Below are 24,756 nucleotides of genomic sequence, written 5' to 3' on the forward strand. Positions count from 1 at the left end.
TTTATAAGCTTCACTAGCATTTTAACTATATTTATTAGTCTTACTCAATTCAAAGTACGCTAGTATTGTAAATACTACCGATACTTTTTGTTTTATCCAGAACGATCTTCTTAATAACTCTCTCCTTAAACGCTGCTACATTTACTCTCTACTATTAATTGATGATAGCAAGCTTGAACTAACAAGTTCAGCCTTGACTGACCATACAATAAAAACACGTACTCTGCTTCGAAAATTTTTTATTTGTTTACTCAATTCTTATTAGAATTAGTTACTGTAAGTAAGGGTGATACCTACGCTTAGAATATAGGCCTCTACTAAGTTAGTGGAATTACCCTTATAGTTAAATTCTATACCAACCTATACGACTCATCTCACTCATCAATTTGATTTCTCCTGTATGCAACTTGATTTATAAGCTTTAAACACACGGGCTAGATTTTGATTAAGCGATTATGGTTATCCTTGCTAGTAGCGCTGTGCCTACTGTTGACCCTGTTAATTTTTTGGTGTGCGCTTAGACATCAGTGTGATGCGGTATACTGCAGTTGATGTAGGTATCTTTGTATCTTCAAACCTTACATATTGAAAAAGTTGAACGACTCGCTTCACACCAGCTACCTGACTGACGATCTCTGATCCTAAATTGCCTTCACGAACGGTTACCAAGCCCATTAGATAGACAGTGCCATGCTCCGTAGTCCATTTATAATAATTAGATGAAATATCTTTGCTTCCAAGCAACGCAGCTTGCACCTTGCTGCTAATATATATATCTCTAATACGTGAAGAAAACGAGCTCACCGGCTCTACTACGAGTTCATTAGCAATGCTACTCACGTTACTTATACTACGCCCGATCGACTCGACTTTTTGCTTTACAGCTTCATCCGGCACTTCTCCAGTTAAGAGCAGGCGACGATTATAAACTGTCACATTGACGTGAGCAGTTTCCGGTAGTGAATTTCTCATCTGATTCAATGTCTTAATTTGTATTTCGCGGTCCTCTGTCTGAGCCCCAAATGTACGCCGATCAACAGCCATTAGCGTACCACTAGCAGCAGCTCCTAATAATAAGAAGCCACAGCCATGGAGTGATAATGCAAGAGTTGCAGCTAGCCCTGATAACATAAGCGTTTTATAGACGTGATTATTAATCATCGATAAACCTTCCTTGGTTTGAGTAGTCTTTTTTGAAAGACATAATATTAATCTCAGTCTAATAGCGATAGATTATTATCAACTGTAACTTATGAATCTGATCTTGACACCGCTGAAATATATAAATATAGATGTTAATATTAATCAGTAGAAAAACAGCCCGCTATCCGCCACGCAGCTGAGCATAGGCGTGAATATCAGGTCATATACTTGTGTATCTCAACACCGATAGATACTTCAACATATCCTCAGAATCCCGACATCAATCTCGCGAGATTGATGTCGGGATTCTGCGACAATGTACCCTAGTGCACCGGCGACACATATTACACGCTACTAGTATCAACCCGTAGTAGCTAAAACCAAAATAGAGCAAGATAGCACATGCATCTTAAAATAAGACTGACAGCCTTCTTGAAGACCCCCGGTACAAAATTTACCATTTCCGCTACCCTCACGTAAGGTGAAGGTGGCGGTCTCTACACCGGATCGTGAAAATAACAAGCCTTCTGTTACTTATCATCTTTCTAAGGTATTCCTTGATCAATCACTTTGCGTCCACTAAGAACCAGAGCTATCCGACCTCAACGCTTTATGTAACGGCAACGCCAATTGGAAATTGCTCTGATATTACACTGCGCGCGTTACATGTTCTCGCGCTAGTAGACCGCATTGCAGCAGAAGATACTCGCCACACAGCGCAACTTCTTGCGCGTTACAACATCACACGCCCATTGATATCGCTTCATAAATACAATGAACGCGAAACTGCACAGCGTATCGTTAATTTTTTACACATGGGAGAGCGTATAGCATACGTATCTGACGCAGGAACGCCTGGTATCTCAGATCCAGGGGCGCGGCTAGTTGATACAGTACGCAAGGCGGGACTACGCTTGATGCCAATACCAGGCGCTAGCGCAGTAACTGCCGCGCTAAGTGTAACTGGTGATTGGGCTAGTACGTTTACCTTCGTCGGCTTTTTACCAACTAAACCCAGGCATCGGACCGCTCGGCTTCGAGTACTAGCGTCACGCAAAGAAGCACTTGTTTTTTATGAGGCGCCGCACCGTGCTCTTGAGACCGCTCGCGCGCTAGCCGAAACACTTGGTCCATCACGCCGAATGCTAATCGCGCGAGAAATGACTAAGCTACACGAGAGTCTACACCAGTGCATGCTTTCCGAAGGACAGGAATGGCTCACTTTAGATCCAAATCGACTGCGGGGGGAGCTGATTCTTGTGGTTGAAGGTGCTATTGCACCAGTACAGTATATTGTACATCAGCGTGATGCGATACTTACAATGTGCCTAAGTGAGATGCCACTTAGCGCTGCAGTTAAACTAACAGTTGCATTAACAGGTGCATCACATAATGTGATCTATACGCGCGCACTAGAACTAAAAAAGTATAGATCAAGCAAGATATGTGCTGAGATATAACCCTCTAACAGCACCCGAAGTTAAACTAATCTAGCCAATATTAGGTATTGTTACGACATCTTCTTTGCTCAGAAAGACTTTTGGGCGAAACTTTACCGAGTCTAAAATTTTGTTACTTAAGTATAGTAGCTTAAAATTGTTCAGTATCAGTACTTATTCTTAAGCAAGTACACAGACTACAATAGTCAACGTATTCTTATCTAAATGCTTACTGTTTGTATGATAAACTAGCGTTGAAAATGACGGTAATTTAATTACAGTTTTTTAAGGAAAATATCTCGATTATATAGCAGTCCGCTACGTTACGTGCACTTTCGACTAGTAATTCGAAGCTTAATAAAAGAGTATTATGTTCGACTATACCAGCTAATAAAAATTTATTATTAAACCCATTTGACGCGATTATTCTTTCTGTGGAAAATCACTGAAAGTTATACAAATGCACAGACCAAAATATACTGACCATAATGTGTGCTTCACTCACTTAACTGCTGCAATACGCCTTCAAACCCGATGCAAGTTAAGCTGATTCCCGTTACCGCTTTTATGCAAAACTGTTCACTGCTCGTATGTGAAAAGACAATGCATGCTGCTATTGTCGATCCAGGGGGGGATCTGGATTTAATCCAGACGCAAGTACAAAAGAGTGATGCAAGTGTAGAAAAAGTGTTATTGACACACGGACATGTTGACCATTGCGCGGGTGCGAGTGCATTAGCAGCTCACTACGGTGTGCCTATTGAGGGACCGCATCCAGACGAGAAATTTTGGTTATCATTATTGCCACAACAGAGCACAGTTTTTGGCCTTCCTCAAGTACAAACATGTGCGCCAGACCGCTGGCTATACGATGGCGATACTGTACAGTTTGGTCATGAGGTACTAGAGGTTATTCACTGTCCAGGACATACGCCCGGGCACATTGTTTTTTTTAGTCGAAAAAGTCGACTTGCGCTAGTCGGTGATGTATTGTTCTCGGGATCGATTGGAAGAACAGATTTCCCGCGCAGTAATCATATAGACCTTATCTTGTCGATTCGAAATAAGCTATGGCCACTCGGGGACGACGTACGCTTCATCCCTGGACATGGTCCAATGTCCTCCTTTGGAGAAGAGCGACACACGAACCCATATGTTAAAAACTACGTCACTGCTAGTTAACTAAATATTTAATGGATGAAATCTATATCAGCACTGATATCGAAGCTGACGGCCCAATTCCGGGTCCACATTCGATGCTAAGCTTCGCATCTGCGGCTTATACGGAAAGTAAACAATTAACTGCTACGTTCTCTGCTAACTTAAAAACATTGCCTGGTGCGTTCCCACACCCATTTCAGGATGCGTGGTGGAAGACACAGCCCGATGCTTGGGTGGCATGCCATAAAGATATACGTTCGCCTGAAGAAGCACTACCCGCTTATGTTGATTGGGTTGAAGCTTTACCTGGAAAGCCTGTTTTTGTAGCCTATCCGGCCGGATTTGACTTTACGTTCATGTTCTGGTATATGATGCGTTTTGCTGGCCGCTGCCCATTTTCTTGGTCAGCATTGGATATTAAGACGCTAGCATTTTCAATGACCGGGTTACCTTATCGAAAAGCAATTAAGCCACGTTTGCCAAAAACCTGGTTTGATACAGATCTGCATACGCACATTGCGCTTGATGATGCTATTGAACAAGGAGCGTTATTTTGCAACATGCTTTCAGAGTTACGTATCCGCCAGACAATATTTTCCAAATGGCAGGCGGAGATAACAAATAGAGAACCTGAGAAAAAAACGCCTTTTTCTTCAACAGTAAACCTAACGGAAAGCCTTATAGAACCCGAGACAAAATTAAAATAGTCAGAAAATAGGTATAAGCTCACTAAATTAGTTAACCGCTACGTTTCTAGTGTGTAGATAATCCCAGCCCAATATAACGCATCACTGCTAAATAGAGTATTATGATAATCTGTTGGTCAAAGCACCGCCCTACTACATCAGTATATGCTAAAGTTTACGCTCTAGAAGTTGTTAGTATTCCTAGATAAATATAGCAGCTTAGTCTCTCCGTCGATTACGACCTTTTGATACTCTATACCTGTGCTACTACTAACCGTTTGACTATCGACAGAGTCATCCCCAGAAGAGGATGAGATAAACCCCTAAAGATAGGCGGGTAATATGAACAGTCAGCAAATAATATTGCATACGTCTTGTAACATACTAAATTATATACTACTTTTGTAGTGACCTATTTTTACACTGATCTGCTCTGATCACCCTTAGATTGTTAATATTAATCTTTCTAAGCAATGACATTCTTTTTAGGAATCACGGCCTGTGCAAAACTGGGACGCTTTAACGTATTTTCTCCTTCCTTTTATCCTATAGCATATAAGTAATCAGCAAGCTTGCTACTACATATATCCACTAATAGGTAAAGCTAATTCCCTCACTAGGTGGATCTTTATATCTTGATTAGATTAAAGTAGTCGCTCTGTAATAAAGTTCTGCTAGTTATTACTGTTAATCAATCATATCTCAATACGGAAAAGCAAAGCTGTATAATGTCTTAGCCCACGTTTAAGATTAGTTTTATAAACCTATAGTCAAATCCAAGGGCAATAGTAATACATAGCATATTATTTAGTCGTAATTACACCACAGACATTTGGATTGATAGCATAGTGAAATCTACATTTAGCATCAGTATGAGGTCACGTGTTACGGGAGTGCATATTAAATTAGAATCATACATAGATTTCTCATCCTATAGCTTCAGTAGAAGAATTTATACATTCAGTTTATAGATATGTATATATATTATTAATGAGCGCCAACATAACTACGTTAACCCTTATCCAGACAAACATACTCTGCAGTTCTATACTGCATAGTACTGGCTATTAGAACTACGCACATAATGGGAGAGTTTTTATTGATGACTGAATATAATGAAGAAAACTTCGCTCGCACAATTGCGTATAGGTATTCACGTGCCAGATAAGTAATTAAATTCGATATAAAATTACTGATTTGAGTGATAGCATCGTCCTTAAGAAAACTATGCTTACATTATCTAGTGGTGTTACATAGTGCTGAATCAACCCCCTGTTGAAGCCGGATCCGGTATACACCGAGACGCTGGGCAACATCATCGAGATCGAGTGTCTGAGTTAAGTTGTAATTACTGTTAGCTTGTATGCTGCTGCTAGCTTTTAGAAACAAATTAAGCTCAATACCGTGCTGTAGATAATGGATATCAAACGATATAAACTGTATATCGAAAGCGGAAAACTCTCGCTCTAGATTCTTGCGCAAAAAATCTCGAGGTGGCAATAATTCCCATGCCAAGCTGTTTTCATTGTTTTCTGGATCAACGTGGATTAATGCATCACGCACATACATCTCTTGTAATACACGTAGACGGGCTGTTTCAGCAATATAGTGTCCCTCAGAAACGCTGATTCGAGGTTCTACAAGGATGTGTGCATCAACTAATGCCGCATCGCCCATCTTGCGTGTTCTTAACTGATGCACCCCTTGTACGCCAGGTGTTGATAACAGAACTTTTCGGATTTGATATGTCGTCTGATTATCCACAGCTCGATCTGATAGGTCCTGGATTGCATCCCAGCTAAAAATCCAGCCCATCTTAACAATTATAAAACCGACAACAGCTACTGCAATCGGATCTAGCCACCGACAGCCTAACAAACTACCAATGATACCGACTGTGACCACTAGTGAAGACGCAGCATCAGACCGAGCATGCCATGCATTAGCCATAAGCATTACTGAACGCACTCGTTGCGCTTCGCGCAACATGAAGCGGGATAGCAACTCTTTTGAAAAAAGGGCGACTATTGTAATAAAAAGCGCGGATACATGCACAGGTGGATGCTTATCAGGAGCTGTACTATGCGTAATGCAGCGCCAGATCATACTTATTCCAAGAATAATCAGCAGGCTACCTAGAAAGAGCGAGGCAACTGTCTCATATCGGCTATGTCCATAGTTATGATTTGAGTCTGGGTGAGCCCCGCTATGCCGATGAACAATTAGTATGACAAAGTCAGATACCAGATCAGCAAATGAATGTGTCCCATCAGCAATTAACGCTTGCGAGTGAGCTAGCGTGCCAACAGTGATCTGTAGCAGCATTAGAACCGTATCAAGCAGCATGCTCAGAAATGCATATTTCTGAGCAGCAATTTGGCGCTTAGGAAACGGGGCAGTCATAAAAATAGATCGGATGTATGGCTAACTTATTTCGCGCCATTCTTACAAGCTTTTTCAGAATAAAATTACCGCTTTCGTGATAAGGTAATATATTCTTGTTTTACCCCCAACAAATGTCAAATGACTATCAAATTTTATAGTATATTATTGATATAAGTGAAAAATAGTTTAAAACACAGTTCATTTTTAATGGTGTTAGTTTGAGGCGCAACAATAAAAAATGTGGTAGCTCTTATCAAGAGCGTGGCTTTTTCTTTATTACAACCCGTCGCTTACTATGCTTCCACTACTATAGCCGACATCTTTTCTAATTATTGTTGAATTAAATATTGATTCCGATCTTTTTCAGCAATCCACTTCGGCGGTTTGCCTCGACCCGACCATGTACTGCCGCTAGCGGGATCACGATATTTTGGCGCCACACCTAAACGAGGGCGATTCGTTTTTGCTGGCTTACCCCGTCCAAAACCGAGATCAGTTAAGGTAAGCCCATAATCAGCCATTTTTTGCTTGATGTCTTCTATAATTCTAACAAGTTCTTTAGCTTTTGCCTCTTCAATTTGTTTTTCGAGCTTTTCACGCTGCACAAGAAGATCTTGGTACGATGACATAGTGGTTTTAGATAGTAAAGACGACTTAATTTTGTATGTGTTAAATTAATACAATAAAATTATATGAGAATGAAATTCTGTTAAATTTAACACATAATTTGACTAATACAAATAAAAATATTTATATTTTTATTAGATTGACGATACGTTAAAACGTGATCTCGAACAACCATCTATTACAGTAAATAAGACAGTTAAAAGCTACTAGTTTGAAACTATTAAAGATTCAAGTATTGATGCCTAAATTCTATTTAAGATACCCTAATAAGGGTACATGCTTTTTTATATTGAGTGGCTCAAACTTTTCTAGAAAACTAGTTATGAAGTATCATGCATAGCTAATCAAGAGGAAAAGATTAATGAGTATATAGAGTTTTAATTCTATGCATAGAAAAGTGTATTCTTCTCTTCGAGAAGGCAATAATTTTTCTTGGTATAAAATTGCTCCCTTATGTAGCTACTTATTTAATATAATTCGTATAAAAATCTATTTTCAATACCTCTGGGTCGTTTACAAAATAGGTAAACAGACATATATTAATTCACGGTCTTTCTGCACATAATCTTTTCTAAAAAAGAGTAAGTAAAAAGTCCTGATACTCGACCTCTGATTATTCTATGTGTATAGAAAATTGACGATCTGGTAAATGCAACTACGCGCCTGATTATATAAAATATGTGGTCACCAAGCAACGGATGTTATGCGGTCTTAGCGTGTTAACGCAAATATACTGTACTGATACTATATTCCCTGAGTAGCCAATTCGAGCTACCTAACAATCTAACTGGTTAGGTGTTCAATAGCTTCAGAAGGCTAGATAGAGAATTGCGTGTATATAACTAGATAAGTAGTTAGATGCAATATACTTAGGGCGGAAGGTTAAAACCAGAATTTTTTGTTAGGGCAAATTCTTGCCTGTTAAGTATATAGCATATACATTTTAATAAATTACACTATTTTCGATTACTAGCGACCAGCCTCCCTCTTTTTTAAAACTGAATCACTGCGCTAGGCATTCTTACCGAGATGAAACCCCTTGGGTTATCAGAGAGCACGACGTAGTATTCTTTAATTCTCTAAAAGCTTAATTAATACCCATCGAATATGTCCGGCCTATTTACTAAACTGGTAGTGTGAATTAAACAAAATGCTACCTAAGCTATCGGTTAGCGCTTTATGATTGTCATAGTTCTCAGCTCTACCTATATGTAAAGCGCATTTATAACCCTATCTTTGGCCTACTTTTGCGTGATCCATATGCGATGGTGCGGGGGTTATCTTCAGCAAGTTATATCTCATCTGGAGGTGAATCTATTCTTTAAGGGCATTACTTATTATTAATTATTTTTAATAATTGCATCCACTGATGTACAAATTACTAAAAGTAATCCATGGCATATTGAAGAACTAACCTAATATAGACATACTGTTTCTATTGCAGCATTCCCATGTAATCACATCTATTTCGTGCTGTATATACTAGATTAAAACACAAGGCAAGCAGTCATATAAGGTATTTTGATGATGGAATAAACAGGGGAATAGTATTTCTGATAATCAACGCTATAAGTTCAATATAGGCATAAATTATTAAATGCAATAGAGACAATATTTTGAATAAATAAAGATAAATCGTAAAATAGATTTTTCTCTAAACAGAAATATAAAATGTGTCTTTCTTTAAGAAAGAGCTATCTATTTTTTTACAGCTAGCCTGTTAACTGCGTATTAATTTTCGTGACTACTATAGCAGGTCGGCAATCGTGCACAGAAATTGAAGTATCGTCATAGCAAATTACTTTATTTTTCCTTAAAAACTTGTTTGCTTATTTAATAAGCAATGACATTTCGTATTAACGGTAGAATGCTCTGACTATGTCTCCTATCTCCAGAAGAAAGAAAAAAGTCGGGTAGAATTGATGTAAATTAGCATGGCCGTCTTCAAGTTAAACTTAGTTCGGCGTTTAAAATATAGCTGCAAATGCATTACGCGATAGACACACACACCTGTTTTTTGGAAAAACTCAGAGGTAGTTAAGGTCCATAGCATAGATGCATGTAACAATACTACTCAACAGTGTCAGCTCAAGAAGCACTCCACGCTTTACTCTACTAACAACACAATCACGCTTACCAAATCAATGTCGGCACGATATCTCTCACTAATCGTACTAGCAGGCCCGCACTAAACACTAGTTTTATGAATACCTTTCTATTGCATGGAAGGCATAGTATATTATAAGTCTATGCATCACTTCTGCTAGTGAAATATTAGATGTAAATGCAAACACTCTACAGTGAGACTTCCCGTATCGCGCACTCGATAGCCTGCACACGTGCTGCATGCACGGCCTCCTTAATACGAGCCGGTTTGTCAGCCGCACGGTAGGCAACAGCACCAGCATCAACACTTCTAACGGCCGTCAGTGCGACGAGCAAACGTTGAGCCTGAGGATAGGGATGATATATAGAGTTCAGTCGCCCGCTAAAATCCGCCTCGCAGGCTTGAAGTGCTTGTATAAACCGATTGGGCTTACGCAGAGCGTCGCTGCGCTCAAGCACATGTAAAAGCGCAGTAGCCTCCATCTCCATCGCGCGCTGGACGTTGCTATATTCATGTGCCACCAATACTGCTAGGTCCCGGCAATCGCTGGGCACTCTCAGACGTTTACATAGCCGGAGAATGTTTTCGGCGTTACGTGTTTTATATCTATATCTAATAGGGGGTAAAAGTACAGGAGGCAGAATATCAGGTTCACCTAGGTTATGTGCAAGTATAGCAAAGCGCACTGGCAGCGCATAATGCCGCGCCGCCGCATAGTCGATTACCATCATCACATGCGCGTCGATATCAGACTCTGGTTGAGAGTTGACTCTCTGAGAAACACTAAATAATCTTTCTATTTCAGGGAACATACCCTCTAAAGCACCGCATTGGCGCAATATATCAAACATCCGTGAGGGTTTGCATTCCATTAAGCCACGCGCGAACTCTTGCCATATGCGTTCAGGCGCTAGTGCCTCAACCTCTTTCTCTGCTACCATTTTCCTCATCAACAACAGTGTCTGCGGTGCAACACTAAAATTAGTGAATCGCGTGGCAAAGCGCGCCACGCGCAGAATACGTACCGGGTCCTCGGCAAACGCGTCACTAACATGACGAAAAATATGAGATTGAAGATCCATTTGGCCGTTAAACGGATCGATTACGGGTCCATGCATCGCCCCATTGCATGATACTGCTCGTGCCATAGCATTAATCGTCAGATCACGCCTGGCTAAATCCTCTTCAAGCGTCACATCCGGCGAATAGGAAAAATGGAAACCATGATAGCCGGCCGCTGTCTTATGCTCTGTGCGTGCTAAAGCATATTCCTCTTGTGAACGAGGGTGAAGAAATACCGGAAAACTCTTACCGACAGGCCGAAAGCCTTGTGCTATCATTTGTCCAGGCGTCGCCCCAACTACTACATAATCACGATCTTGAGGTGGCGTACCTAGTAATTCATCACGAATAGCGCCACCTACTACATATACATTCATTAGCTATTCAGCGTCTCTCGGTTATACTGCACTAGTCTGATGCGGCAACGAGCCGCCCTGCCTACTCATAGATTCTAGTACGTTCGTGTTACAAAATATCGCATAAACTATGCATTCCCAAGATATAACTCATAAACTATGATGAGTAATGCGCAGACTCATGTACCTTTATTGCGTTGAACAGAGTAATTATTATAGGGTATACCCAAAAAACATTCTCATCTGTTTTTTGTCTCTGTAGAAAAGATGGTTACTGAAAAGATCGTTCTTTCTAATTAGTCAATGTAATAAAGTGTTTTCCAAGTATCCTCGATTAAAATTTAAGTTAATTATTTTAAGCACTATCAAAGTATAAAAAACACTATAAATCAGAAATGAAATAATTCGTACCGAGTAAAATATTTGTATGCATTTTATGCATCTCATACATCACAACACACTTAAATTGGTTTTCTTATATATGATTTACATAGTAGATAGTACTTAACTACGTTAATACATTCACACTGACAAAGCGGCGCATGTTAATGATCGATACCAGCTAGCGATGAGAGTATGCGGTTAATACTCTTCTCGTCATATCAAACTGGGAATCTATGTTATAAGCAAAAAACTTTTAATTTGTCGTTCTGTGACAGAATATAAGCTGCTTCAAAAAACCTGCACACGTTGTTTAGTGCCATACTGAGCTGCCTGGCCAATTCATTGCAACTCCATGCTCGTAGAATAGCGAGTGCAATAGTTATTAAGGCTACTGCATAGCTACTGGCGCTAGTAGCTAGCTTAATAGCGCTTATCTATATGGGTTATATTAGACATAATCTATGCCGCTAAGCGGTTAATAAGTTAGATATTTAAATCTAATACAACGCAAACCCTATTGCATAGACCATCTAAATAGAACTAGTTTACTGCCCTCGGATAGATAAATTAGGTTGATTTTATCATCGCTACAGCATTTATAGCTGCTATAAGCAGTAGTTCGCTTTGTATTTCAGTATTTACGCGTCGTACCGCCTTAGATTCAGAGCATCATAGTATTTACTACATGTCTTCATCGAAGATGCACCCCGCATATTAGGTATTATAATTTGATTGATTAAAATAGGTTCCGAGCACTAAAAGCTAATTAAAGCACACGGACTTTTAACCGACCAACATTATGGCTTGATACAAATCGTAGCGCTATATCGAATATATTTTATATAGCGCACTTATATCTACTAGATATACCTGGTAGGTAAGTGCGCGAATATTTGTATACTGCAATAAAAATCCCTTGCTAATACTTAAACATGATATGTAAGCCGAAACTACTGCTCGAGGAAAGTGCAATACTACCCTCAGCAAAGAAGAAAGCGTTGCGCGCTAAGTTACTAGTCGAACGCATGCGCTTCGCCAGCACGCTACAGCGTATGCGGGCCGATGTCGAATTGGCAGTACACTTGGCGAATGTACTCAGATGGTACTCACCGCGCTGCCTTGGTTTTTTCTGGCCGGTTTCAGCAGAGTTCGACGTGAGACCGGTAGTTAAGCATTGGCTGAACGGCAGCACCACACGTCGCGCGGCATTACCAGTAATCGTCACGCCGCACGCGCCCATGGTCTACCATACGTGGATACCCAGCTCACCGATGAAAAAAGGGTGCTACCAGATTCCCGTTCCAGAACACGAATCTAGCATTATGCCGGACCTTCTTCTAGCGCCATGTATCGGCTACGACGCATCTCGATACCGACTAGGCTACGGAGGTGGTTATTTTGACCGGACACTAGCTGCTTGGCCGGAGCACGCTTGTTTACCGATCACAGTAGGGATCGCATATGAATGCTCTCGAATAGATTCGCTGCCATGCGGGGCGCATGACTTGCCCCTAGATATGATCGTCACAGATGCGATCTGCTATTAATCTCTCTGTGGTATTTCTTTTAATAAATTCTCGGTGGCATCAACAGGCGTAGGCTTTTCTTCCCGCGCTCAGACGCGCAGTCTCTCGCATATCGTTTTGCTATTCACCGAGCTATTTAGCGTATAGAAATGTAAGCCAGGCGCACCGTTCATGACTAGTCGTTCGCACATTGCGGTTACAACATCAAGTCCGAATTCCTGAATAGCATTATAGTCGTCACCAAAGCTTTCCAGTCTCCGTGCAATCCACCTTGGAACTTCTGCGCCACACATTTCTGAAAAACGCATTAGTTGCGTATAGTTCATGATCGGCATGACACCAGGCACAATCGGTACGTCAACACCAAGTTGATGCACATCGTCGACGAAACGAAAGTAGGCATCTGCATTATAGAAATACTGTGTAATTGCTGAATTTGCACCAACCTTTACCTTGTGTGCGAAATTTTCCAGATCCGCACGTGGTGATCTTGCCTGGGGATGGTATTCTGGATACGCAGCGACTACGATATGAAACCAGTCTCCATACTCAGCTCGTACGAAAGCAACTAGTTCGCAGGCATAGCGTAGTTCGCCAGCCCCTCCCATACCAGAGGATAAGTCTCCACGCAACGCAATAATATGCTGAATGCCGTGTGTACGATACTGAGATAGAATCTTACGCAAGCTCTGCTTAGACGAGTCGATGCACGACAGGTGCGGAACAGCGTTGAAGCCTTCACCCGCTATTTCAAGCACAGTGTTGAATGTGCCTTGCTGAGTCGAACCACCGGCTCCAAATGTCACTGACATGAATCTTGGTTGAAGTAACGCCAGCCGCGCACGCGTTGCACGCAATTTCTCGGTTCCCTCCAAAGTCTTTGGAGGAAAAAACTCGAACGAGATTTGGGGCAATGACATAGAGATTTAAGACAAAATAAGGATATTAAAAGAGATTGCCAGCACGCATTAGTACCAGCGGTCGATGGTAAAACGATGACTAAGAATTAACCCGCTTAGAAGATACGATATGACGCTATATAGGATTGATCCATAGAATGCCGACAAAAATCCGGAAACTTCGAAGCCTTTAAGCAGCATTGCACACAACCAAAAACACAACGCATTAATCACCAAGATAAACATACCTAGAGTAAACACTGTCAACGGCAGTGTGCATAAGATCAAGAGTGGCCGAATAATCAGGTTAATTAACCCGAGCACGATCGTGACAATTAGTGCAGTGCCAAAGTCTTTAATTTGGATCGAGGGCACGATATATCTAATAATCAGCAGTGCAAGTGCATTAATCAACCAGGTCAGCAATACGGTCATAGAAGGCTCCTTATGATAAAAGCTACACGCACGGGTATACCTAACCAATCATGCGCTGCGCACTGCCTGATGTAGTTAATAGCGGTAGTGATCTAGCTTGAACGGCCCATGCTTGTCCACGCCAATATATCGAGCTTGAGCATCGCTTAGTTCTGTTAGTGTCGCGCCAATACGCGACAGATGCAAACGAGCAACTTTCTCATCTAAATGCTTAGGCAGCATGTAGACTTTATTCTGATACCGCTCACCGCGCGTAAATAATTCGATCTGTGCGAGTGTCTGATTCGTGAAAGAATTAGACATTACAAATGATGGGTGGCCAGTTGCGCAGCTAAGGTTTACGAGCCGGCCTTCCGCTAACAAAATTACTCGTTTTCCATCTGGGAAGATGATGTGGTCTACCTGTGGTTTGATATTTTCCCATGAATACTGGCGTATAGATGCCACGTCAATTTCTGAATCAAAGTGACCAATATTGCAAATAATTGCATTGTGGCGCATAGCCTTCATATGGTTGTGGTTAATCACATGATAGTTACCAGTAGCTGTTACAAAGATGTCGGCCTGATCTGCCGCATAGTCTATGGTGACGATGCGATAACCTTCCATAGCGGCTTGCAATGCACAGATTGGATCAACCTCGGTCACCCACACTCTGGCTCCAAGCCCTCGCAAGGACTGCGCACAGCCTTTACCAACACCTCCGTAGCCGGCTACTACGGCAAGCTTGCCAGCAATCATTACATCAGTTGCCCGCTTAATGCCGTCTATTAATGATTCGCGGCAACCGTATAGGTTGTCAAACTTAGACTTCGTCACCGAGTCATTCACATTTATAACCGGAAATGGTAAGCGAGCTTCTCGCTCCATTTCGTATAGTCGATGCACACCGGTTGTGGTTTCTTCGGTCACTCCGCGAATATGCGTTAGGCGTACGGAATACCAGCACGGATCTAAGTCAAGATAGCGGGCAATTATGTTGTATAACACAACCTCCCCTTCGTTCAACGGATTAGCAATCACTGAGCGGTCTTGGCTGGCTTGAGCCCCAATGATCAGAAGCCGTGTAGCATCGCCACCATCATCGAGAATCATGTTGGCAAACAGATTGTCTGGCCATTCAAAGATCCGGTGTGTAAATTCCCAGTATTCATAAAGCGATTCACCTTTATATGCAAATACTGGTGTGCCGGTTTTAACAATTGCAGCCGCAGCGTGGTCCTGCGTGGAAAAGACATTACATGAGGCCCAACGTACGTCCGCGCCTAGCGCCTTCAGTGTCTCAATTAGTACGCCAGTCTGTATTGTCATATGTAGCGAGCCAGCAATACGGGCGCCTTTTAGTGGTTGCTCGGCCCGGTACTCGTCACGTATCTGTACTAAGCCCGGCATTTCAGTCTCAGCAATGTTTAACTCTTTCCGACCCCATTCAGCAAGCGACGTATTAGCAACGATATAATCCTGGAAGGAGTTTTTTTCGTAGACCGTAGCGCTCATCACGCCTCCTTTTCTATCAAAAGAAATAAAGACGTAAGCGCCGTTATGGACACGACCGCAGAAAACCCGCTGTGGTCGAAAAATTCGAGCCTGGCGGCTGTCAGCCGTCGCAACGCTCCTCGAAACAAGCCGCGATTGTAACAAAATGACAGATACTGCTCAATTGAGATAGCTAGCTAGAAGCTAGCATTAGTGCATTGATCAGGATTCAAAACATGTTAATCTTGATTATTAGAGCAGCTACATCATACAGGCAACTTATTAAATAGTGCTAACGCAAACGGAATCCACACTATAAAATCTAGGCTAGCTATACCGATAGTTTCGAATTAATACAGTAAACGCCTTAGCGTCAGAGAATTTCGACTGCTATTCATAGCAACTATAACTAAGAATTATAACCAATAGCGCCATATCAACTCCTAGTCAGTTAGAATAGACATTTTACTGAGGTCGGCTTCGCCGCTCTCCGGCTACCGAGTACCGCCTTATGTCACTGCTTCGAAAGAAAAATATTGATCATATGCTAGCCAGCCGAGATGCTGATGACAGCTTGCCCAGAACACTGGGGCCCCTAGATCTCACACTTCTTGGCATCGGGGCTATTATCGGTACTGGCATTTTTGTGCTCACAGGAACCGGGGCGGTTATCGCCGGTCCCGCTCTAACACTAGCTTTCTTCGTTGCAGCAATTGCATGTTGCTTTGCCGCTCTCGCCTATGCTGAATTCTCATCGACGATTCCGGTCGCAGGCTCGATTTATACTTACTCGTATGCAACTCTCGGCGAGCTTGCTGCTTGGATTATCGGTTGGGATTTGATGCTGGAATACGGACTTGCAACATCAGCAGTATCGGTTGGGTGGTCAGGCTACCTTCAGTCGTTATTGTCCGGCCTCGGTATTACTCTACCAGAAGTACTAACTGCAGCGCCTGGGACTGTACCCGACCATATAACATGGTTTAACTTGCCGGCGTTTCTCGTCATAATAGCCGTTACACTCCTATTATCGATTGGTATACGAGAATCTACCCGGATAAATAACGTGATGGTCGCTATTAAGTTAGGCGTCGTGTTATTAGTAATCGCAGTCGGTGCGCTACATATCCAACCAGCGAACTGGCATCCATTTATGCCGATGGGGTGGTCTGGCGTGTTTGGAGCCGCTGCGGTAATGTTTTTCGCCTTTATTGGGTTCGACTCAGTATCATCAGCAGCGGAAGAGGTTAAAAACCCGAAACGCGACCTCCCAATCGGGATCATTGGATCCCTTGCAGTCTGCGCGGCACTCTACATGGGGGTCGCTGCTGTTGTCACCGGCGTCGTACCGTACAGTGAGTTTGCGCATGTATCGCATCCAGTATCCTACGTGCTTCAGATGATCGGCGCCGGCTGGGTTGCTGGATTTGTCGACTTAGGTGCAGTTCTCGGCATGTTAACGGTGATCCTTGTAATGATGTATTGTCAAACTCGCATTATCTTCGCGATGTCACGAGATGGCTTGCTGCCTACTGCGCTCTCTCGCGTTCACCCGCGCTTTCAAACACCACTGATCACCACCTGGCTAGTGGGAATCTTTTTCGCACTAATTGGTGCACTGATGCCGCTGGATGTCCTAGCGGAGTTAATCAATATAGGCACCCTAGCCGCTTTTTCGATGGTCTCTATCGCAGTACTTATTCTGCGGCACACACACCCAGCACTACCACGCGCATTCCGATGTCCCGGGGTACCGCTTGTACCAATATTTGCAGTTACATCCTGTGTATTTCTGATGGCTCACTTACAAGTAATAACATGGGTTGCATTTGTAATGTGGCTAGCACTGGGACTAATCGTATACTTCGGATACTCACGGCAGCATGCGAAGCTTGCATTGAATACTGAGCATAGATAGTGCCTCTACATACCCCCCTTCATGTATGCGGGTCCATCCTTGGCTATGGATGTCGCCCTCATCTGAGCAAAATAGTGATAAGCTATCTTGCGATAGGTACCCCCGAAAGATTTTGCGAAGGGGGTTTTCCCCTATACCTATAAATAGCAATAATATACCAGATGCATTTAATCATTACAGATAGCTCGAGACCATCTGCTTCAATATTGAAACAGATAGAGAAAAGCCCATAATTTGATAGCAGATTGGCAGGTAATATTCAAGCGCTATCTCCGTATACTATTTACGTGTGCGCACCGTCATGCCTACATTCAACCTACTGCCAGTTTTGATCATCGCTGCTATTATTAGGCTCGTTTACATTATATATAACTAATTTAGAACTGACGTCTAGATTTTTAGTGTTGCTATCGTACATATAGCATTCGTAATTGTACTGACAGCATGAACCTGAGATTGTATACGATCAAATGCTAGCTCAGCTAGACTGGTAGTAGGTCATTATAGTGCTTTTTTGTACTGCTACATATTTATCACATATCAAGTACTCAACCAGATTCTCTTGATTTCCTTTACGGGAAATCGGCGGAAATAATCAATCTCTAATGTATAGCTATCCCATGTATTAGGATACAGTATCCACTAGCTCAGTGCTGGCTGCTGCAGCTAATATAATCGCCTTGTCAGTAGCTTCCCATGAAAATTCAGGATCCTCGCGACCAAAGTGGCCATAGGCAGCAGTCTTTTCGTAAATTGGACGGAGTAGGTTTAACATTTGAATAACGCCTCTCGGACGTAGGTCAAAGTGCTGCTGAACAAGCTTGGTAATCACTATATCCGGCACCCGGCCTGTTTCAAATGTATTAATCATTACAGATGTTGGATGTGAAACTCCAATCGCGTACGAAACTTGGATTAGGCATCGAGAGGCCAGCCCTGCTGCAACGATATTCTTCGCAACGTAGCGTCCTGCATACGCAGCAGAACGATCTACTTTCGATGGATCCTTGCCCGAAAAAGCCCCACCACCATGCGGTGCAGCTCCTCCGTATGTATCAACGATAATTTTGCGTCCGGTGAGCCCACAATCGCCCTGAGGGCCGCCGATCACAAATCGGCCAGTTGGATTAACGAGAAACTTCAAATTATGCTTAATCAGATTTTTTGGCAGTACTGGCTTAATTACCTCCTCTATTACCGCCTCGCGCAACGTAGACAGATCAATATCCGGTGCATGCTGCGTAGAAAGCACAACGGTGTCAATTGAATCGGGCTGCCCGTTAACATAGCGCACCGTCACTTGCGATTTTGCATCCGGACGCAGCCATGGAAGCCGACCGTCGCGGCGTAGGGTGGCTTGTCGCTCGACAAGACGGTGCGACAAATAGATTGGCAGCGGCATTAATTCAGGTGTCTCATTACATGCATAACCAAACATTAAACCTTGATCACCTGCACCTTGATCTAAATCATCGTCGTGTGCGTTACTCACGCCTTGCGCAATATCTGGCGACTGCTTATCGTAAGCTACCAGTACCGCACAACCTCGGTAATCGATTCCATAATCAGTATTATCGTAGCCGATACGCCTAATCGTATCGCGTGCGACCTGAATATAGTCGACGTTTGCGTGCGTTGTGATTTCGCCAGCCAGTACTACTAAACCAGTGTTACATAAAGTTTCGACTGCCACACGCGAATAGCGGTCTTGCGCTAAGATTGCATCAAGGATCGCATCTGAGATCTGGTCAGCCACCTTGTCTGGATGACCCTCAGATACGGATTCCGAAGTAAAAAGATAGCTGTTCTCCACTTCGTTGTCTCTAGTCATAAGGTCGGTTGCGTTTACACGTTATTGCTGCATTCAAGTCGAAAAGACGACGATTTTGGCAGATTATATAGGGCACTGCTTCGATAAATTCTTCACCCGCTATCGCCCTGAAAGCTGTCTCATTAATTTAGGGGATCGCTTGTATTATAGAGATTTATACAGCAGTATTCACAGGCGTTGAATTATCGTTTTATTACTACTAATAATGGTGTGCCTGAACAAGATTAGCTCGCACCCGCACCTACTTTTCTATCCCGTTTATGAAGTTCTTTGTGCTACAGCCTAATAGGACTTAGGTCGACTTCCTTGATGAGGCACTTAACACTGACAGACTAGATGCGGAATAATCATCGAGAGAATATTAACCTTATATTTTATTTCCTTCAGCAGAACAAGGTGGGTATAAGAGATTATTAAACGGTAGTTCTACTACATAGTTCGGAGCTACCTTAAGTACAGTGAGAAGTAGCTCGGAGTAAAGAAAAATCTGAGAAGCTGATCCAGTATAATAAGCATGATTAAGCTTCACGATTCGAACATTTTTTTGAAAGCTATTCTTCAACGCGCATTTCGTCGATATGAAGTCAAGCTTAACTTTTATAACCACTAGTTTTTCTAAAGTAAAGAGTGCCGTACTAGCCCATTCCAGGTTCATTTCCAGACAAGGCTATGCTCACTAAGTGAGTCACAGTATAGATGTAGCTGTCGTCCCGATAGTCGCAAGTGTGTCGCGTTATAACTAGTACACAATTAATGCATATAAGCCGGGGGTGTTTAGCGCAGAAATATATCCATCTTGCGAAAAAAAGGCATATATCCGTTAGCATTGTTTATCCACAAGATATTGCCGAATTGTAAGCAACATTGATTCAAGATCTTAACCCTCCTCCAAACTTTATGAGGAGCTACTAATATAACTGTCTCCAAAGTGTATGAATGCGTAATTAGAAACTAGAACATCGATACTTTAGAACACTTTCTTCGGGTAAAGTAGTCTTGACTGTTTCCTAATTACAACTCAATGTTATGAAGCTTAAATTTACTAAGATGCATGGTGCTGGTAATGACTTTGTGATCCTTGACGGCGTGCGTAACATAATCTTACCTACACCTAAATTTGTGCGTCACCTTACCGATCGACATTTCGGAATTGGCGCGGATCAGCTCTTGCTAGTCGAGCAGCCTACTCTTAATGGTGTAGATTTTAAGTACCGCATCTTTAACTGTGATGGCCACGAAGTTGAACACTGCGGCAATGGTGCCCGCTGCTTTATGAAGTTCGTGCATGAAATCGGGCTAAGTCATGCATGCACAATTCGCGTGCAGGTTCGGCGAGGCGTGAGTACGTTATGCTTACAAGACAATGGCGAGGTGCTTGTTGATATGGGTGTTCCGGGATTAGCTCCCTCACAAGTTCCGTTTGATCCATCTGGGCTGACACCGATCAAAGATGGCGACGATTTACTGTGGCCACTCAACGTGCGCGGCTTGATACAATGGATTTCTGTGGTTTCTATGGGTAATCCACACGCGGTGCAAATCGTCAATGATACTGATATTGCACCAGTACTCAGGGATGGGCCGGTAATCGAATTGCACGCGCACTTCCCAAACCAGGTGAACGCAGGATTCATGCAGATCGTCTCGCGGAACGAAATCAAACTGCGCGTCTATGAGCGTGGCGCAGGCGAAACGCTCGCATGTGGCTCGGGGGCTTGTGCAGCGGTAGTATCTGGCATCCGACGGAAAGTATTAGACTCTCCCACACGGGTACGAATGAGAGGCGGTATACTAACCATATCATGGGCCGGACAGCGTGATAGTAACGCTTCGGTTATGCTAGCTGGGCCAGCAAACACTGTCTTCGCGGGCGAAATCAATGTACCTGACTATTTTTTTGTGTAAGCACGATTACTACTCTAGGCCACTAGAGATGTATGCGCTGAGCAGAAAAACCGGTCTTATACAGCTATGAACGGCCACATAGTCGTGAATTATATAATAGATGACCCAGAGTTCTTTGACTGCTCCATCTGGGTACAAGTATCATCGCAAAGTGCTAACAGCATCGACTACATTAAATCTTTAACTAATTATGATGGCTAGATTCAGGACTGCGCCCTTAAAGCTATATAAGGGCTATAAGTGAACAATATTAGAACGTCTTGGAAAGCGAATACAACTATTTATTTAGCTTGCTTGCGCTTGGCTCACTAAAGCCTACACGGTAGATGGGAAGGTGTGACCACCGTCTTTCACAGAAGGCTGATAGCTCATAGGTGCCATGAACACGCCGGCTATGCGCTTACTAAACAAACATTCATTATGTTAGCCTACTCGACGCCACTCTCTACTGATCTGATTGTTCGCTATCTAAATAGCTTGACCTACGAGCGTCGACTTTCAGTACATACTCTACGAGGATACGCTCATGAGCTGAGAATGCTATGCCAGTTAGCAGGCACCCGGAAATTTTCTGAACTAACACATCTCGATGTACGAGGAGCAGTACTGCGATTTCATTCAGTTGGGCTTTCATCCCGATCAATTGCGCGTCGTCTATCGGTGTGGCGCAGTTTCTATCGCTGGCTCTCGCTACATCAACCTCTAACTATAAATCCGATCGCTCGTCTACGTGCGCCAAGGGGGCCGAAAACACTTCCAAAAGCATTATCTGTTGATGACGCTGTTATCCTGATGGAGGCTTCGTGCATTAAAACAGCTAATGCATTACGAGATCGGGCAATTCTAGAGTTACTTTACTCTTGCGGGTTACGCTTAGCCGAACTTATTAACCTAGATATTACTTTTATTCATACCTCGCAATATCGCTCGGCGGGTTGGATTAATCTAAGCACAGCCGATGTAACCGTGCTAGGAAAAGGAGAGAGGCGCCGAATGGTACCGATCGGCAGCAAAGCGATCGATGCGTTACATAATTGGCTCGCGATTCGCGATCGGTTCTTGAAGCACGACCCGAGCCCGCTGTTTTTATCAGCCCAGGGCATGCGTATGTCAGCAGGCGTCGTGCGAGAGCGAGTTAAACGAGCTGCGCTCTCTGCGGGTATTTCATCTCATGTACACCCACACGTGCTTCGGCACTCATTTGCAACGCACCTCCTGCAATCAAGCGGCAACTTGCGCGCAGTCCAAGAATTGCTCGGTCACTCAAGTGTCAAATCCACGCAGGTCTATACCTCTCTAGACTTCCAGCATCTTGCGCATATCTATGATCAAGCCCATCCTCGTGCAAAAAAGCGATGTAATAGCCAACCGTCTATTATTAAATAGAATCGTATTCAAAAGCGATTTTTCCTATTCTAGAAATATCTCATGTATTACAGCTCTTTTTTAAAGAAGGCGGCAGCTTATTTGGAGCAATATTGATAATTATTGCGAGAAACTCGATAGTAGTGTACGAAAGATTACAACTCACTATTAAATATACTCTAACACTAGAGTATGTATCTATCCAGTAAAGTATGACCCGCACAAACTACGCGCATGCATGCAAGTCACTGACCTCTACATCGAGCATCAGAACAATCAGTTATTGCATAAGAATATGATAGCTGAGCGTATCGTACTGAATTTTGGCTGCTATTAGCGATTTTAAATAGATAAGCGGCTAGGTAGTAATATATAAGAGATCTATAGATGTTTATCTACGATAAACTATAAGCTTTACCCCCCCAAAAAAGCAAGGCGATAAAATTGTTATGATTTTATATGAATCCAGAGAAGAAAATAGCAATACCTGTATCTTTACAGCGGGAACTAATAAAATTGAGTACCTCAATAAATAATCATCATATCTGTAGTATTATTTAATATAATTTTTTTATGCCTTGCTGAGAAACAATACGCAGATTAGCGTAAGTGTATAAACAAAATAGATACGCGCTCTATCGAGCTATGGTCGATAAAAGCATATAAATTTGTACGCAGTATAAAATAAGGTAGGCGAATACATGACTAACATGAAGTAGTTATCTTTTCTCACTGCTTGTTCATCAAGATAACTAATCTATGTCGAACAAGACGACACCTCCCTTAATCTTCTCATTAATTTGGATCAAGATACGGCACCCATTTCCTGTAGCTAATATCGACAACATAGACGCCAAGAAAATCTTTAACTTAAAAAGATTCAATCTGAAATAAATTTTTAATACAGACTCCCGAACCGAGAACAAGCTAGCTCACGCATACTATTGAATCATAAGTATTATGCCCATAATTATCGTGATTACATACATGTTTATGATGTCGCACATCACAAACAAAAATAAGTTAATAGTCTCTGGTAGCTTACCAGACCTAGAGTCTCAAAAATTTTTAATATTTTCTTCGTAGCATTGTGTAAATCTTAAATGAACATTTAATACAACTATATAGTCATTTTTTTCATAAACAAAGTTGACTACATAGCTAGCATATTCTTACTAGAAAGAAATGATTAAAAATAAACTCTGATGTGGCAAGGTCATGCATCAAACCATTGAGTCTCGGCAGAGTGTGAAATACGCGTTAACCTCTCTCGCTAGAGATGTCGCTTTTGTAAAAAATAAGCTTGGTCTAATTTTATTTTTACTGTCGTATATTGTGACATTCGAAACGCTGCCGGAAAGACTTTTTCGGACTTCGAAAACCTTTAGTAATATTTATAGACGCTTTTGGAACTGATTGCAGTTCAGTTACAATCGGTGCTATAGCAAAACAATAACGATACAGTACCGAAAAGAGTTTGCCTTCCAGTAGCCGCTGAATTTTACAGAACGAATCTGGCATACCACAATTTCGGCTACGGTAAACGCAAATAATGCTCGACCCCGCGACTTATAATAAAGACATCCAGCTAGATGACGACAACACGACTTTTAACCGAAGCTGAAATCCTACAAATGCAAGACCAGGATTACATGAAGGAAGATCAGCTTTTTTTCTTCAAACACAGGCTCGAACAGTTACAGACAGAAATCCTACACAATGTTGGACAGACAACGGAAAATCTCAGGGAAACTGTTATCGTACCTGATCCGGCTGATCGAGCGACGATCGAGGAAGAGCACGCACTTGAGCTTCGCACGCGCGACCGTGAACGCAAGTTATTAAAGAAAGTGCAGCAATCTCTTGCGAGAATCGAAACTGGTGAATATGGTTGGTGTGAAGAAACTGGTGAACCAATTGGCATTCCGCGTCTGCTTGCTCGGCCAACTGCGACACTCTCTCTAGAGGCACAGAAACGTCGCGAACTTCGACAAAAATTGTTTAGCGATTAAAATATAGTGAGACGAATAATTGGAGATTATGTAATAAGC

At 42.4% G+C, this 24,756-nt stretch carries 16 protein-coding genes and 1 riboswitch; of the genes, 8 read left to right on the plus strand and 8 right to left on the minus strand.

Annotated elements, in window-relative coordinates:
- Positions 1–498: 498 nt before the first annotated feature.
- Positions 499–1,161 carry a BON domain-containing protein gene (locus K0T93_RS03725; protein WP_225721337.1) on the minus strand — a complete coding sequence of 221 codons (663 nt, stop codon included), beginning with the start codon at positions 1,159–1,161 and terminating at the stop codon, positions 499–501.
- Between the two features lie 539 nt (positions 1,162–1,700).
- On the opposite strand from K0T93_RS03725, the gene rsmI reads away from it, so the two are divergent.
- From rsmI to K0T93_RS03740, 3 genes are all read left to right on the plus strand, one after another.
- A complete protein-coding gene (gene rsmI / locus K0T93_RS03730) occupies positions 1,701–2,603 on the plus strand; it encodes a 16S rRNA (cytidine(1402)-2'-O)-methyltransferase (protein WP_225721338.1) in 903 nt (300 codons plus the stop codon).
- A 513-nt stretch (positions 2,604–3,116) separates the two neighbouring features.
- Positions 3,117–3,764, plus strand: coding sequence for an MBL fold metallo-hydrolase (locus K0T93_RS03735; RefSeq protein ID WP_225721339.1), 648 nt, complete (start codon positions 3,117–3,119; stop codon positions 3,762–3,764).
- An 11-nt stretch (positions 3,765–3,775) separates the two neighbouring features.
- The gene (locus tag K0T93_RS03740) at positions 3,776–4,450 is read left to right on the plus strand and encodes an exonuclease (RefSeq protein WP_225721340.1); all 675 of its coding nucleotides are present in this window, start codon (positions 3,776–3,778) and stop codon (positions 4,448–4,450) included.
- Positions 4,451–5,665: 1,215 nt separating this feature from the next.
- On the opposite strand, the gene K0T93_RS03745 is transcribed toward K0T93_RS03740, so the two are convergent.
- The 3 genes from K0T93_RS03745 to K0T93_RS03755 all read right to left on the minus strand — a co-directional run bounded on the left by K0T93_RS03745 (position 5,666) and on the right by K0T93_RS03755 (position 10,987).
- On the minus strand, positions 5,666–6,832 hold the full coding sequence (locus K0T93_RS03745) for a cation diffusion facilitator family transporter (protein ID WP_225721341.1): 1,167 nt from the start codon (positions 6,830–6,832) through the stop codon (positions 5,666–5,668).
- A 311-nt stretch (positions 6,833–7,143) separates the two neighbouring features.
- Positions 7,144–7,443, minus strand: a complete 300-nt coding sequence (locus K0T93_RS03750; RefSeq protein WP_225721342.1) for an H-NS histone family protein — start codon at positions 7,441–7,443, stop codon at positions 7,144–7,146.
- A gap of 2,293 nt (positions 7,444–9,736) precedes the next feature.
- Positions 9,737–10,987 carry a multifunctional CCA addition/repair protein gene (locus tag K0T93_RS03755; RefSeq protein ID WP_225721343.1) on the minus strand — a complete coding sequence of 417 codons (1,251 nt, stop codon included), beginning with the start codon at positions 10,985–10,987 and terminating at the stop codon, positions 9,737–9,739.
- Between the two features lie 1,295 nt (positions 10,988–12,282).
- On the opposite strand from K0T93_RS03755, the gene K0T93_RS03760 reads away from it, so the two are divergent.
- Entirely contained in the window at positions 12,283–12,897 is a 615-nt protein-coding gene (locus K0T93_RS03760) for a 5-formyltetrahydrofolate cyclo-ligase (RefSeq protein WP_225721344.1), read from the plus strand.
- Between the two features lie 68 nt (positions 12,898–12,965).
- Here K0T93_RS03760 and metF read toward each other — a convergent pair whose 3' ends face one another.
- From metF to ahcY, 3 genes are all read right to left on the minus strand, one after another.
- Positions 12,966–13,796: a methylenetetrahydrofolate reductase [NAD(P)H] gene (gene metF, locus K0T93_RS03765; RefSeq protein ID WP_225721345.1), complete on the minus strand. Its 831-nt coding sequence runs from the start codon at positions 13,794–13,796 to the stop codon at positions 12,966–12,968.
- A gap of 48 nt (positions 13,797–13,844) precedes the next feature.
- Positions 13,845–14,210, minus strand: coding sequence for a phage holin family protein (locus K0T93_RS03770; protein WP_225721346.1), 366 nt, complete (start codon positions 14,208–14,210; stop codon positions 13,845–13,847).
- 75 nt (positions 14,211–14,285) lie between these two features.
- Positions 14,286–15,707: an adenosylhomocysteinase gene (gene ahcY, locus K0T93_RS03775; RefSeq protein ID WP_225721347.1), complete on the minus strand. Its 1,422-nt coding sequence runs from the start codon at positions 15,705–15,707 to the stop codon at positions 14,286–14,288.
- Positions 15,708–15,735: 28 nt separating this feature from the next.
- Positions 15,736–15,834, minus strand: a riboswitch (S-adenosyl-L-homocysteine riboswitch).
- Positions 15,835–16,197: 363 nt separating this feature from the next.
- Between ahcY and K0T93_RS03780 the strand changes: the two genes are divergently transcribed.
- Positions 16,198–17,604 (plus strand): amino acid permease, encoded by a 1,407-nt coding sequence (locus K0T93_RS03780; RefSeq protein WP_225721348.1) that lies wholly within the window; start codon positions 16,198–16,200, stop codon positions 17,602–17,604.
- A 625-nt stretch (positions 17,605–18,229) separates the two neighbouring features.
- On the opposite strand, the gene metK is transcribed toward K0T93_RS03780, so the two are convergent.
- A complete protein-coding gene (metK, locus tag K0T93_RS03785) occupies positions 18,230–19,417 on the minus strand; it encodes a methionine adenosyltransferase (protein ID WP_225721811.1) in 1,188 nt (395 codons plus the stop codon).
- A 1,044-nt stretch (positions 19,418–20,461) separates the two neighbouring features.
- Here metK and dapF point away from each other — a divergent pair.
- The 3 genes from dapF to dksA all read left to right on the plus strand — a co-directional run bounded on the left by dapF (position 20,462) and on the right by dksA (position 24,717).
- Positions 20,462–21,340 (plus strand): diaminopimelate epimerase, encoded by an 879-nt coding sequence (gene dapF, locus K0T93_RS03790; RefSeq protein ID WP_225721349.1) that lies wholly within the window; start codon positions 20,462–20,464, stop codon positions 21,338–21,340.
- Positions 21,341–21,760: 420 nt separating this feature from the next.
- A complete protein-coding gene (locus K0T93_RS03795; protein ID WP_225721350.1) occupies positions 21,761–22,726 on the plus strand; it encodes a tyrosine recombinase XerC in 966 nt (321 codons plus the stop codon).
- 1,571 nt (positions 22,727–24,297) lie between these two features.
- The gene (gene dksA / locus K0T93_RS03800; protein ID WP_225721351.1) at positions 24,298–24,717 is read left to right on the plus strand and encodes an RNA polymerase-binding protein DksA; all 420 of its coding nucleotides are present in this window, start codon (positions 24,298–24,300) and stop codon (positions 24,715–24,717) included.
- Positions 24,718–24,756 lie beyond the last annotated feature (39 nt).

The sequence above is a fragment of the Candidatus Vallotiella sp. (ex Adelges kitamiensis) genome (genome assembly GCF_020342435.1).
GTDB lineage: Bacteria > Pseudomonadota > Gammaproteobacteria > Burkholderiales > Burkholderiaceae > Mycetohabitans.